Origin of the sequence: Sporofaciens musculi (assembly GCF_009830285.1) — a bacterium.
GTDB lineage: Bacteria > Bacillota > Clostridia > Lachnospirales > Lachnospiraceae > Sporofaciens > Sporofaciens musculi.
Window position 1 is genome coordinate 1,630,945 of record NZ_WUQX01000001.1, and the last position, 14,113, is coordinate 1,645,057.

The following is a 14,113-nucleotide window of genomic DNA, read 5'->3' on the forward strand; positions in this document are numbered from 1 at the left end:
AACGGGCGCGTCAGCGGTCCTGCCCCTGTTCCTTTTCCCGGTCATTCTGGCGTTCCTCCCCGTATCCCATCAGCCGGTCCACGTTGGCTTTTGCGGCCAGCAGTTCCCGCATTTCCTCGCGGGATCGCCGGTACTCGGCATAGTCTTTTTTCTTTTCTTCCAACAATGTTGCGTACTCGGCCTGCAAGCTCTTGACGGTGGGCAGCTTCTTGATACCCAAATCGTCAAAAGCCTGTTTTGCCGCCTTGTGGAGCAAAATATCCGCTTCATGTTCCGCTAAAAATTTCTTGGAATATCCCGCCTTGCGGTAGGCCGCATAGACCTCGCGGGTTTTCACATAATTGATGATGTGGGTCCGCAGTGTGGCAATCTCCGCCATGCGGGTTTCCGCCGCCTTGATCTGTGCCGACAGCTCATTGTGGCGGGTGGTAGCAGCAGCCGCTTTTTCTTCCAAGACTGCGTATTCCAGCAGGCCATGCTCGGTGAGGTAGTTCATTGTCTGCGCCATCTGTTTGAGATTAAATACCTTTGCCCAGCGCGCGTAGCCAGCGCCTTTGCCGGCCTGCAATTTCTCCTGAATATCCACCATCAGATTGACCTTCGGAGTGGGAGTTGAAACTGCGTCTTTTCTGCGGGGCGTATGCTGCTTTTCTCCGGCAAGGACCGCCCGTATTTCATCTTCGCTGTACCCTTGTCCCAGCTTTTCATCCATGCGGGCAACATTCTTCCAGCCGGGGGCTTTGAGCCGGATTGCCTGTCCCCGGCGCGACACTTCACAGCCCATTTCTGTAAGCAGTTTTAACAGCCCGTCAAAGTCTGCCGGTTTCTGTTCTAATGCCTGGTCAATCATCACGCGGAGCTGTTCCCGGTGGGAGGGCTTTGCCCGATCCCCCAGCCATTTGTTGTAGCTTTTTCCATGCGGTTTTGGGTCCTCTACAATGGAATAGCCGTTCTCAACGCAGATAGTATCGTTGAGCCGCCGGACCGCGCGGGTACTGCCCCAAAAGTTTCGGAATTTCCGGTCACAGTTCAGATTGACCGCGTTCCAGATGATGTGGTTATGGATATGGGACTTGTCGATATGGGTGCAGACCACAAAGGCGTGATTGCCCTTGGTGAACCGCTTTGCAAACTCCACGCCCAGCCGGTTGGCTTCTTCCGGGGTAATCTCGCCGGGGACAAAGGACTGCCGGACATGGTAGGCCAGCACATCGTCCGCGCCCCGTACCCGCCCGGTGGTGGAAATGTACTCCCGTTTTGCCAGCAGAAACTCGGCGTCGGCTACCCGGCTGTCACACGCAAAGCCGGTGACGAGCCTGCCGTTATCTGTCTTTTGCGGGTTGGATACATAGTCGATAATGTCACTGACCGCCTGACTTTCGGTGCGGCCTTTGCCAATGTGCAGCGGCATGATGCGTGTGGTTGCCATGATGGAATCCTCCCTTCATAACAAAACGGCCTGCATATGCAGACCGCCTGTTTCTTTTTATTCACCATTTTTATATCGGATGACCGGAATCTGTCTGACCTTTTTTCCAATGGTCCGGCGTTCTAACGCAAAAATCATATCGCTGGTGCGCTCAAAAAATCCGATGTCCTTTTTCCAGCTCATCCCGCATTTACAATGCTGTAAGCCGATAAACTGCTGTTTCATTTTTCTGCCGCAGACGGGGCAGACTTTATTACTGGTTCCCATATTTATTCTTCCATCTTATAAAAGCTGTCCAAGTTCAGCTCCCGTTTCAGTTCTTCTTCGGATGGCAGATAAGTAAAATACTTCGACGCGAATATCTGGCGGTTATCTTCCGGCAGCGTGTATTTTACAATGGAATCTCCTTTGTCCGCGCAAAGGACAATGCCAATCGGCGGCGTATCACCGTCATTCATCATCTCACGAGTGTAATAATTCACATACATCTGCATCTGGCCCAAATCCTGATGGGTCAGCTTGCCCATTTTCAAATCTATGAGGACAAAGCATTTCAGAATATAATTATAAAAAACCAGGTCGATGAAAAAGTCCTGCCCATCCAGTGTAAACCGTTTTTGGCGCGCCACAAATGAAAAGCCGCGTCCAAGCTCTAAAAGGAAGTGCTGAAGATGGTCGATCAGGGCTTGCTCCAGTTCGCCCTCATACACATGAGTGTCCGGCTGGATCTGCAAAAATTCCATTACATAAGGGTCCTTGATTATTTTTTCATATTCCGGTTTTGGCTCGGTAGTCTGGATTTCTTTTGCCACAAGCGATTTATCCTGACTTGCTAAAATGCGCTGGTAGTACATGGTGTTAATCTGCCGTTCCAGCTGCCGGACACTCCACGCAGATTTTGCACATTCTTCTGCATAAAAAGTCCTTGCCTGTTCATCCTGGACACGCATTAAAAGCCGATAATGGGACCAGCTCAATTCGGCACACAGTGTGTGCCGAATCGGAAACAAGCAATAAAACTGGCGCATTGCCCGAAGATTACGGACGGTAAAACCCTTTCCAAACTCAACAGTCAGCTGTTCAGATAAATAATCCAGAAGTTTTTTTCCATACTCGGCCCGGTCATTTTCTCCACACGCTTTATAGATTTGTTCTCCTATTTCCCAGTAGGTGATTACCATTGTGGAATTTACCGCCGCGCTTAAACGGTGTTGCGCGGAAACAATCGAATTGCGGATAGAATGATAGGTCTGTTCCGCATTTTGATTGATTTGCAAATCGTGATTCAATTTTGCTCCCTCCTTGCCTATGGACATTATACCACGCAATCACAAAAAAACAAATGCCCCAAAAATCTTGCTGTCTTTTTCATAAAAGCTGCGCTTTCTCTCATCAGAGATTGTAAAAAACTTGAAATAATGTGACCACGCCAATTTAACAGACGGTGTCTGGCATTTTCCATACATCCACTCCTCTATGAAAAGACCCGCCCGTTTGCGGGGACTGTCTGCGCTTTGGCCTTTATCAGTATATCCTATTTTATGCCGAAAGTAAATCGCCAAAGCTATCTGGCGTTTCCTTTTTCCCACCTCTCCAAACGGGATTGGCACAGTGCGGCAATTTCGTTTTTATCTTCCTCCGTCACATTCCTGCGTCCCTTTGTCCGCTGGATTTCCAGATAGCTTTCATAATCGGAAAGCAGAAGGTCAAAAAGCTCCTTTGGGGTACGGCAGACCATGCCGCTGCAATAGCCGGGTAATTCCCCTGTCCCATGAAACTCCACCCGGATATACCCATACCGGCTTTTGCAGACTTCCATTTCTGTATCCAATGCCAGATAGTCCCCAAAAATGTCTATCACCTGTTCAAATGACGTCATAGCAGTCCACTCCTTTCGTAAAACCCTGTTCTGCCGCTATTATCCATGATTCCGGCGCATCCGGCAAGTTTACCGTCAAAAAGAAAAAGCGGAGGAAGGCGCGGCGAAGAACGCCGTTCCTCCCTCCGCAGATGGGGTAAACTCTCCGGTCAGGAGAGCTTGGAAAGCTGGGCCAGTATCTTCTGCACACCGTCCCAAAGCTGTTCCTGCCGCTGGGATATATCCTCCAAATCAGCGTCATAAACCCGCCCGGTTTCATGCACTTTACGGGTCAGCTGGTTTAAGTTGTTGCTGGAATAGCGCATCAGGGACACCAGCTCCTTCAGCTCCGGCAAATCCAGCTTTACCACATAACCGTCCAACGCCATTTTCCGTAGATAGGCTTCCCGGTTGACTGTCCCAAGCTGGGACATTTTCTGCTCAATCAGAGCCAGCTCCTCCGGGGAAACCCGGAAATTCACCTGTACTTCCCGTTTCCGCTTTGCCGCGCTCATCGTTCCGGTTCCCGTTTCTTAGGGGTGACGGGTCTGCGTTCCGGCGGCTCCTGTTTGAGTTTTTCCAGGACGGAGCCTTTCTCCGGGGGTTGAAGGACTTTCCGCGCCTGCTTCACAAACAGATCGGTCAGACCGGGATTGACCTTATCCACCACCAGGGCATAACTGTGGCGGGGATCGCCGCCATCCTCCGGCATGGGGATTGTTTTCGCCCAGGCTTTGTTGTCGCGGGAGATACGCCCGTCATGCTCCTTTTTCAGCACCGTATTGGCAAGGATGACCTGCACACGCTCCGGCCCGAACTGTTCCAGCACCTCTTTGACAGCGGCCTCGGTATTCAGGCGGTTATCCCCATAGTGGGCGCTGATGGCCTGTTCAATGGCTTCTTTGCAGGCAAGACTGGCTTGCAGGGAGGCGCGGTACTGTGCCATCTCCCCATGCTCGGACGCATAGGCGGCGGAGTGGGGATAGAGCGGGGCGGCCCTCTGTTCTTCTTTGACCCTGTGCATCTCATTGGCCCGTTCCTCAATGCTTTCCCGTATCACATCCATATAGCCGGTTTCCAGCTTTTCAAAATGGCGGTACACATCAGCCAGCGGCGAAGGGGAATCCAGCAGCGCCTGGGCCTGGGCGTCTGTCAGCTCCAATACCTCCATCGCCATCACGATGTCCTCCCGGATGGTGTACTCGTAAGCATGGTTTAAGACTTCCTCCGGGGACTGGCTTTTCAGCCAATCACGGAAGGTATCCTGTTCAGCGGCCATCTTCTCATAAAGGGCCGTATTCTTTTCATTGCTGTTCATATTATCTTGCCTCCTGTTCCTGTTGTCTGGGTTTCTTTTCCATGCTGCGGGGCGGGAGCGGACGTTTCAGCCCTTCCAGCACCGAGGGCCTTTCGCGTTTGGCAATCGCCGCTTCTGGACGGGACTGCCCCTTGCTGTCCATGTTCAGCTCCATATCCAGCTCTACCAGACGGGCGTTCTTGACCCGCAATTCCTCCTCATAGGGGAAGGCTTTGCCCACTTCCTCCTTTGCGGCGGCCTGCTGCTGGTAAAGGTTATCCAGCTGGACTTTGACGCTTTCCAACCGCTGGGGCATCTGGGAAAGGGCGTTGTCAATACGGGTCAGGTTGCCGCGCGGGTCCGCGCCCAGGGCGGTACGGTGGGTCATGCGGCCTTTCAGTTGGAGCATATATTCCTTCTGAAAAGCGTCAAAAGTTACAAGCATAGCAAATCCCCGGTAGCTGCCGACCTGCACCGGCTCGGAGCCTTTAACCTCCTTGCAGGCGTCCAAAAGGGCGGCTCCGGCGTTCTCTTTGTCGGTGAGCGTATCGCCCCGGATTTCCATGCCGGTAAATCCGTCTGTTGGGTGTGGGTGTGCCGCCAGGGTTTCCATATCTGTTTCCAGGCCCTGGATAAAGCCCTTGTGTTTCTCGATCTCCTCCGGGAAATGTTTTAACAGCTGATCTTCCAGCCGGTACTGCTTGCTCTGGTGGTCGGCCTTCATCAGCTTTAAGCGGGATACTTCCACATCCAGGTCCATACGCTCCTTGATACGGGGGTCCCCGGCGCACAGGGCCTTGATCTCCGCAAAGGACAGGGCGGTTTCGTCCACATCGTCACAGCTGCGGACCGGGGATTTTGAAGTCATAATCTGCGAGATGAATTTCTGCTTGTTCTCCACTGTCTGCCAAAGGTATGCGTCGAAAGTCCCCTCCGTCACATAGCGGTAAACATGGACCAGCGGGTTTTGGTTGCCCTGGCGCTCGATACGCCCTTTTCGCTGGGCCAGATCTCCGGGCCTCCAGGGGCAGTCCAGATCGTGAAGGGCCACCAGCAAATCCTGTACGTTGGTTCCGGCCCCCATCTTCTGGGTAGAGCCTAACAGGACGCGCACCTGGCCGGAGCGGACTTTGGAAAACAGCTCCTTTTTGCGGACTTCGGTATTTGCTTCATGGATAAAAGCAATCTGGCTGGCGGGCATACCCTGTGCGATGAGTTTCTGCCGGATGTCCTCATAGACCGTAAAGGCCAGCGGTTTCTCCGGCTCTGGAACCGCTTGTTCCAAAGCATGAAGTATCGGGTTATCCAGCGTTTTAGCCACCTTTTTGGAGCCAGCCGCCTGGGGTGTGGAAATATCGCAAAACACCAGCTGGGTCAGCTTTTCCGGCTGTCCGTCCCGCCAGATTTGCAGGATATTGTCCACGCACTGGTTGACTTTTGTACCGGGTTCGTCCGGCAGCATGGGGTTGATGATGCGCTGGTCCAGCCCCAGCTTTCGGCCATCCGAGGTGATTTTCAGCATATTGTCGGTTGATGGGTCAACAGTCCCCGAATGGACTTTGGCGGCGCGCTCGGAGAGGGCCTTCACCATATCCTGCTGGTGTTCGGTGGGCTTTGCCACGATGTTGTGGTATTCCACCTCCGGGGTGGGCAGGTCCAGCTGGTCGGCGGTCTTGATGTCCGCAACCTCTTTGAACAGGTTCATCAGTTCCGGCAGGTTAAAGAATTTGGAAAATCTTGTCCGCGCCCGGTAGCCCGTCCCCTCCGGGGCCAGTTCCAGGGCTGTCACCGTTTCCCCGAACCGGCTGGCCCAGCAGTCGAAATGGGTCATGTTCAATTCCTGGAGCCGCTCATACTGGAGGTAGCGTTGGATGGTATAAAGTTCGGTCATACTGTTGCTGACCGGCGTTCCGGTGGCGAACACAACGCCCCGGCTGCCGGTGATCTCGTCCATGTAGCGGCATTTGGCAAACATATCGGAGGATTTCTGCGCGTCTGTGGTAGAAAGTCCCGCCACATTCCGCATTTTGGTGTATAAAAAGAGGTTCTTATAATTGTGGCTCTCGTCCACAAACAGCCGGTCCACGCCCAGCTGCTCAAAGGTAATCACATCGTCCTTGCGGCCCTCGGCCTGCAATTTTTCCAGCCTTGCCTCCAACGATTTTTTGGTGCGTTCCAGCTGCTTGACGGTAAAGCGTTCCCCGCCGCTGGCCTCCACCTCGGCAATCCCGTCGGTGATCTCGTTGATCTGCTCCCGCAGCAGGCGCTCCTGCCGTTCCCGGCTGATGGGAATACGCTCAAACTGGGAGTGTCCGATAATCACCGCGTCATAGTCCCCGGTGGCGATTCTGGCGCAGAATTTCTTGCGGTTGTGGCTTTCAAAATCCTTTTTGGTGGTGACAAGGATATTCGCGGAAGGGTAGAGCCGTAAAAACTCAGAGGCCCACTGCTCGGTCAGGTGGTTCGGCACCACAAAGAGGGATTTCTGGCACAGGCCCAGCCGCTTGGATTCCATCGCGGCGGCTACCATTTCAAAGGTCTTGCCCGCGCCCACCTCATGGGCCAGCAGGGTGTTCCCGCCGTACAGCACATGGGCGATGGCGTTTTTCTGGTGTTCCCGTAACGTAATTTCCGGGTTCATGCCCGCAAACCGGATATGCTGCCCGTCATACTCGCGGGGGCGGATGCTGTTCATTTCCTCGTTGTACTGGCGCACCAGCGTCTGCCGCCGCTGTGGGTCCTTCCAAATCCAGTCCCGGAAGGCTTCCCGGATCGCCATCTGCTTCTGGGCGGCAAGGGTGGTTTCTTTGGCGTTGAGTACCCGGCGCTCCCGCCCCTCGGCGTCCTCAACGGTGTCATAGATGCGGACATCCCGCAGGTTTAAGCTGTCCTCCAGAATCTTGTAGGCGTTGGCCCGGTCGGTTCCGTAGGTGGTGTTGGCGGCTACATCGCCGTACCCAACGGCGTTTTTGCTGGTGATCTGCCACTCGGCGGTGTAGGGGACATACTTGACCTCAATCTTCCCTTGCAGATAGTACGGGGTGTGGAAGGTTTCGTACATGAATTGCTGGATGTAGTCTTTGTCAATCCAGGTAGCGCCCAGGCGTACCTCGATTTCCGATGCGTCCAAATCCTTGGGCTGGGCGGCGGTCAGCGCCTCCACATTGACAGAAAAGGCGGGGTCTTTGTCCGCCGCCCGCTGTGCCTGCCGCAGTTTCCGGCGCACGTTGCCGGAGAGGTATTCATCCGCTGTCACATAACGGGGCGATTCCCCCTCCGCCAGTGGTCCGGGCAGACGGAAGATCACGCCCCGCAGCTCCTGCGCCAATTCCTCCTGGGTTTTGCCGCTCAGTTCGGCCATGTACGCCATATCCACCTCGGCCTTTTCCGCGATGGAAACAGCCAGGGCTTCACTGGCGGTGTCCACCGCAGTAACAGCCTGATGGGGCTTGATGGTGCGCTTGGTGAACATATCCGCCTTTTGCTTCAGATGTCCGTCATCGTCAATGACTTCCAGCGCGCAGAGCAGATAATAGCTGGAATCATCGGCAAAGGCCAGCCGGTTCCCCCGGTCATTGATCAGCCCGTACTTTGCGGAAAATGCGTCATAGAGCCGGTTCAATTCGGCCTGGGTTTCACGGATTGCCGCATCCGAAACAAAGCTGTCCATCTGCTGTGCGATGAGCTTCTGCACACAGTCCCGCAGTTCCACCAGCCCCTTTACGCGGGCCTCGGCGGTGGCGTTTAAGTCGGGGCGCACCATGCGGCTGTTTTCCCGATAGTACACCGCACCGTCCACAACGGTATAGGAATAGTTTTTTACATCAGGGTCAGCGGGGATAGAAGTATCAATTTCTTCCCCCTCGCCCAGCTCCGGCAGTTCGGCCTCCTGATAGGTCCCGCGAATGTATTTGATGGCGTCGTGCAGCTGGTCGGAAAGTTCCAATCCCTCAATGGGGGCCACTGTGTAATCCTGTTTTCCGTATTGGGTGCTTTCTGAAACAGTGCGGCCCAGCACCATTTCCGGGTGGTCCAGGAAATAGCGGTTGATGGTAAAATCATCTTCGGTCTGTCCGGTCTGCGTCCAGTCCGGGGCAATGTCAATCGGGCGGTCACGTTTTTGCAGGAAAATGATGTCGGATACCACCTCTGTCCCTGCATTGGCCTTAAACGCATTGTTGGGCAGACGGATCGCGCCCAACAGCTCCGCCCGCTGTGCCAGATACCGGCGCACCGTAGAATCCTTGGAATCCATCGTGTAGCGGCTGGTGACAAAGGCCACCACACCGCCTGGACGCACCTGGTCCAGCGATTTTGCAAAAAAGTAGTTGTGGATGTTGAAGTTCAGCTTGTTATAGGCCCGGTCATTGACGGAATACTGGCCAAACGGCACGTTTCCTACGGCTAAATCATAAAAATCCCGCCGGTCAGTGGTTTGAAAGCCCGCGATAGTGATGTCTGCTTTGGGATAGAGCTGTTTTGCGATGCGCCCGGTGATGGAATCCAGTTCCACGCCGTACAGTTTGCTGCCCCGCATTTCCTCCGGCAGCATACCGAAGAAGTTGCCCACGCCGCAGGAGGGTTCCAGGATGTTGCCGGTCTGGAATCCCATTTTACCCACCGCTTCATAAATGGCCTGGATAACGGTAGGGCTGGTGTAATGGGCGTTCAGGGTCGTTCCTCTGGCGGCTTCATATTCCTCCGGGGACAGCGTTGCATAGAGTTCCGCAAACTCCTTGGACCAGGCGGGCTTGCTCTCGTCAAATGCGTCTGACAGACCGCCCCAGCCCACATACCGGGAAAGGGTTTCCTGTTCCTCCGGCGTGGCCTGCCGGTTTTCAAACTCCAATTCTTTCAGGAGATTGATTGCGTCCATATTGGCCCGAAACTTTGCTTTTGGCCCTCCTTCGCCCAGGTGAATGTCGGTGATACGGAAGTTCCCGGCAGTCGGCTGGGGAGGGGTGGGTTCCGGCTCATCAAAGTGCAGCGTATGAATCTCTATATCGTAGGGCAGATGGTTCTGTTCGCCCGGATAACGGGTGACAGGGGTGGTAGTCATTCGCGGCGCTGGTTCCGGTGCGGGAGGATTCCCCAAATCCGGCTGTTTCTCTGCTGGCTGTTCCTTTAGCTGTGCCGGTTCGTGGGAGAATCCGTCCAGTTCCTGCTGGTAGAGGGCGCGGAGTGCGGCGGCAACCGGTTCCCAGCTTTCATACAGCGCCGCCAGAACCGTTTCATCCTCCCGCAAAATCTCTACTTCCATGCCTTTGTCGGTTGTTCTGTAATCTGCCGTATCCCCGGTTTCCAGCTGCATGGTTTCCACTGTACCCGAAAACCGCTGGGAAAGATGCTGGGCAACAGCCGGATTGCCTGCGCCGCTTCGGAGCAGTACCGCTATATCCTCCTTTGCAGTCGTATCCAGCAAACCGCCCTCCCCGGTCAGGACTTCCCGCAAATCCGGGGAAAACTGGTCCAGATCGGCGGGGAGATAGTCGGTGATGGCGCTGTTGCGCGGGTCCTGCCGGATGGCGCGTTCAAACTGTTCTTTGCTTTCCGTCCGGTAAATGGGGTAGGCCAGCGCGGGGTCATTCAGCTGGACATAGCCCCGCTGCAAATCGGTGATGCGGTACTCGGTATTTTCCAGAAAAACAAAATCCCCTACGCCATAGGCCGATGCCAGCGGGTCGCGGGGAAGTGTTCCCGGTTCGTCCGCAGCGGGTGCGGCTGTTTCCTGTGCCGGTTCCTCTTGCCGGTCCGCCTTTATCTCTTGTGGTTCCAGCCCGGCCAGGAATTGCTCCGCAGCTTCTTCTCTTGAAAATGTCCGTACCGTTCCATCGGAGGCGGTATAGTAATCATTGGTCTGATTATCCCAGACAGCAAACGCATCTTCCGGGTCGGGAAACGCATCGCTGGTCATAACAACGGAAAAGCGTGGTTCTGCTTCTTCGGCGGCAATCTGCTCCACATCAGCCATGACCTGCTGGATAAAGGGGTCATTGTCCAGCTTCTCCGGTTCTGTTACCTGCCCGTTTACAATGCCGCGCTGGGCCAGATTTTCCCGGATTGCGATAGGGTCTATATCGTCCAGATTATCCCGTTCAGCCTCTGTAAAAAAGCGGTCCTCTTTGATAAGCTGGGCGATCCGGCGCTGTACCTTGGGCCAGGGCAGTTCCATTTCTTCGGGGCTTCCGGCGCGGACAATGAACAGGTTTGTATGTTCAGGACCGCCGTACTCCCTGGACAGCCATGCGGCAGTGTCTTTTTCCCTCCCATGCTCTTTCATATAGCGGACTACGGCCCGTTTGCTGTCCATATCGCCGTTCCATGCACAGAGGGCTTCGTCAATATCGTCCTGGGAGAGAGGGCGCAGAAGCTCATGGAGCTTTGGATAGGTTTCGGCAATCACCTCTTGATGCAGGCGGTGGCGGAACTCCGGCACATCCGAATACTGTTTGAGAAGCTGCATATTACCGGAGCCAAGAACCGCGCGGCGCACAGCGGCGTTGCCCTCAATCACAGCGTTTTCATGGTCAGTATGGCCGCAGGCGTTGCGGTATGCCGTATCCTCCATGATGGCGGCGGTCACAACCGGCTTGTACTGTTCCAGCAATTCTTCCAGCGCGGGCTGGGGCGGTTCTGTTTCGGTTTCATGGACAGGAGCAGGCTGGCTCTGTGATTCTACAATGCCCGCCTCTGCCAGTTCCTTTTCTGCCTGGATTTTCTCATACTGTTCCCGTTCTGCTTCGGTCAGATAACGGTCCTTTTGGATCAGGCCAGCAACCAGCTTCACGACCTTATCCCAGGTCAGGCGTACATCGTCACAGCCGTTTTTCTGGTAGCGCAGGCCCTTTCCATCGTGATCTTCGCCACTGTGCGTTGCACCGGACAGTGCGTGGGAGCGTCCGCCGGTTCCGTATTCCTGCCGGAGAAACGCGGTTTTTTCCTTGTCGGTATGGGGCTGCTGGAAAAAGGCATAAATGCGCCCTTTGCCCCCGGCAAAACCGCTGCCGCCAGAAAGGGCCGCGCCGATCTCATCTGGTGTTAGTATATAAGTGTGGACAGGAAAAGTTGAACAACCTATACTATCAAGTGAAAAAGCAAAGGAGATGTTTTACATGGCGAAAAACCAGAAATCTTACACTCCGGAATTCAAGCAGCAGATCGTGGATCTGTATAATGCCGGAGGAACCTCGTATCCGCAACTGGAGCGTGAATATGGCGTAAATCGAAGCACACTCAGCAACTGGGTAAAACAGCTCTCCCCATCAAAGTATCCGGGAGGAGACGGTCACCCTTAAGGAGTATAAGGCTCTCCAGAAAGAAATCCAACGCCTTAAGATTGAGAATGAAATATTAAAAAAAGCGACCGCCATATTCGCGAAAGAACAATAGCCGAGATTGTTTCCTTTATCCAGAACAACTTAACCCGCTACTGTGTATCTCAGCTTTGCAGCGCTCTGAAATTCCCAAGGAGTACCTATTACAAGGCTCTGGTTTGTGTACCCTCAAATAAGCAGAAGGCATATGCGGAATTCGGCAGGAAAGTGAAACAGGCATATGATGACTCAAAACAAAGGTATGGGGCTGTCAAAATATGCCGTGTGCTGAATGATAATGGTACACCTTGCAGCGTCAAGAGGGTGCAGAGGCATATGGCAGAGCAGGGACTGCGCTCTATCGTAGTAAAGAAGTACAATCATCATGCCAACCATGGCAGCATCCCGGAGGATAAGAAAAATATCCTGAGGCGTGATTTTGGGACGGAGACCATCAACCAGAAATGGTGTACGGATATCACTTACATCCATGTACAGAAAGAAGGATGGACCTATCTGGCTTCTGTCATGGATCTGTGCAGCCGAAAGATTATAGGGTATGCCTATGGCACATCTATGACGGCGGAACTGGCGGTTAAAGCGGTAGAAAACGCATGCCTGAATGTCAGGGATACCGAGGGGATCATCCTTCATAGTGATCTTGGAAGTCAGTATACGAGCCAGGCATTTGAAGACTGCCTGGGCAGTAAAGGAATCCTGCATTCATTTAGTCGTAAGGGAAATCCATACGATAATGCCTGTATGGAATCTTTCCATTCCGTACTGAAAAAGGAAGAAATCTATCTTCATACTTACCAGGATTTAAGGGAAGCTCGCAGAGCAATCTTTAAATACATAGAGGGCTGGTATAACCGTAAACGGATCCATAGCTCTATCGGTTATCTGACACCACAGCAAAAGGAGGATGAGGAACTCAAAAAAGCAGCATAATCTTTCAACTTTTTTTGTCTAAAGTATTGACATAGATCCACATCCTCCGTAATAAACTGCTTAACCGCAGGAACCTCTGCCATTTCAGATGAAAAGGCTTTGTGGGACAGTGACAGGTCTTTCAGGTTCTCCCAAATCTCCTTTGGCTTGTGGTAATGGAAACGCAGCAAGTTACGGTCTTGCGTATAGGCAGTCCAAAAGGCGGCGTATTCTTCTGTGAGGGGCTGGCGGAAAGCCGGGTCACGCAGCTGCTCAGTGAGCCATGCGGATTCTTCTGGAAACCCGTTGCCCTTGATTTCTGACAGACTGGGTAAATATCCGGCTTCTCTGGCTTCATCGCTCAAATCGTGATACAGGTTCCAGAGCTTGTTGGCAAGGAGGGAGCGTTCATAACCCTCCGCCTCGGCAAGCTCCACATTGGAAGCAAATTGACCGGATTCCAGCAGCTCGCCAATTCGTTCCGCCGCGCCCTCCCAGGAAATGACCTGCGCGGATTTATCATAACGGGCGGATTTTCCATAAGAGAGATGGATTCCGTCCTCACCATACCAGACTGTGATACGGCCTGCATCGGTGGTAAAACCGTTACCGCCATGATAGAGGGATTGCAGGGCGGCAGCTATTTCCGGGACCGGCTTCTGCTTTTCAAATTCAGCTGTCACGCGCTCCCGCAGACGGTCGGTATTGCCGCCCAGCCGCAGCACATGGTCGATGTCCTTTTGGGCAAAAGAAAAAGCAGAGGACGCTTTCACATTCTCTGCTTCATCAATATTCTGAATCTGTTCCGCTTCGGACAGAAACAGGTTTAAGGTCAGCTGTTGATAAGTTCCGCCAGCAGAATCTCCTCCGCCTGGGCCTTGCAGCTGTTCATCAGGCCCACCCACTGCATCATGTCGCGGGCTTTCAGTTCCTCGGTCACGCCCGCCGCCTGCGCCAGTTCCGGCATCAGCTGCTCCAATCGGCTGTTCGCGGTCCGGTCGATCTCCAACAGGTGCGGGTACAGCTTCTCGCTCATCAGCAGACGGTTGTAAAGGATGGGCCGGTGATCCTTCAAGTAAGTTTTCCGCATCCTGCCGTACTTGCCCAGGGGCGTTTCGGGCTGTTCTGTCAGTTGCAGGTTGGGAATCAGATAATTCCCGTTCTGAATGTAAGTTAAGGTGTTGTTCATTTTGCTGGCTCCTTTCTTTGTTGGCCTCTCGTTCCACATTTAGAATGGTTACGCCGATCTGCCGCAGCACCTGCTGGTTGATCTGGCTGACCGCCGT

At 53.8% G+C, this 14,113-nt stretch carries 10 protein-coding genes and 1 pseudogene; 2 read left to right on the forward strand and 9 right to left on the reverse strand.

From position 1 onward, the window contains the following. Window positions 1-10: 10 nt before the first annotated feature. The 7 genes and pseudogenes from GN277_RS08040 to GN277_RS08070 form a co-directional block, all read right to left on the reverse strand. Entirely contained in the window at window positions 11-1,429 is a 1,419-nt protein-coding gene (locus GN277_RS08040) for a relaxase/mobilization nuclease domain-containing protein (protein ID WP_159750622.1), read from the reverse strand. Between the two features lie 57 nt (window positions 1,430-1,486). Next, entirely contained in the window at window positions 1,487-1,696 is a 210-nt protein-coding gene (locus GN277_RS08045) for a hypothetical protein (protein ID WP_016299138.1), read from the reverse strand. 2 nt (window positions 1,697-1,698) lie between these two features. Further along, a complete protein-coding gene (locus GN277_RS08050; RefSeq protein ID WP_004054162.1) occupies window positions 1,699-2,718 on the reverse strand; it encodes a PDDEXK nuclease domain-containing protein in 1,020 nt (339 codons plus the stop codon). A gap of 275 nt (window positions 2,719-2,993) precedes the next feature. Continuing rightward, window positions 2,994-3,308, reverse strand: coding sequence for a hypothetical protein (locus GN277_RS08055; protein WP_159750623.1), 315 nt, complete (start codon window positions 3,306-3,308; stop codon window positions 2,994-2,996). Between the two features lie 149 nt (window positions 3,309-3,457). Continuing rightward, complete coding sequence (locus GN277_RS08060) at window positions 3,458-3,802, reverse strand: plasmid mobilization protein (RefSeq protein ID WP_004074163.1); 345 nt, start codon at window positions 3,800-3,802, stop codon at window positions 3,458-3,460. Continuing rightward, window positions 3,799-4,605: a DUF3849 domain-containing protein gene (locus GN277_RS08065; protein WP_120390723.1), complete on the reverse strand. Its 807-nt coding sequence runs from the start codon at window positions 4,603-4,605 to the stop codon at window positions 3,799-3,801. The genes GN277_RS08060 and GN277_RS08065 overlap by 4 nt, the downstream gene beginning before the upstream one ends. A 1-nt stretch (window position 4,606) precedes the next feature. After that, window positions 4,607-11,653 (reverse strand): annotated as a pseudogene (locus tag GN277_RS08070) (SNF2-related protein); the annotation flags it as partial. Window positions 11,654-11,696: 43 nt separating this feature from the next. Here GN277_RS08070 and GN277_RS30030 point away from each other — a divergent pair. Beyond that, window positions 11,697-11,879, forward strand: coding sequence for a transposase (locus tag GN277_RS30030; RefSeq protein WP_244324550.1), 183 nt, complete (start codon window positions 11,697-11,699; stop codon window positions 11,877-11,879). A 111-nt stretch (window positions 11,880-11,990) separates the two neighbouring features. Then, entirely contained in the window at window positions 11,991-12,848 is an 858-nt protein-coding gene (locus GN277_RS08075; RefSeq protein ID WP_244324962.1) for an IS3 family transposase, read from the forward strand. Here the strand turns inward: GN277_RS08075 and GN277_RS08080 are convergent. Both GN277_RS08080 and GN277_RS08085 read right to left on the reverse strand, forming a co-directional pair. Then, entirely contained in the window at window positions 12,797-13,732 is a 936-nt protein-coding gene (locus GN277_RS08080) for a hypothetical protein (protein WP_159750624.1), read from the reverse strand. The two genes, GN277_RS08075 and GN277_RS08080, sit on opposite strands and share 52 nt — an antisense overlap. Beyond that, window positions 13,660-14,016, reverse strand: coding sequence for a TnpV protein (locus tag GN277_RS08085; RefSeq protein ID WP_159750625.1), 357 nt, complete (start codon window positions 14,014-14,016; stop codon window positions 13,660-13,662). Before GN277_RS08085 ends, GN277_RS08080 begins: the two co-directional genes overlap by 73 nt. Between the last annotated feature and the right edge of the window lie 97 nt (window positions 14,017-14,113).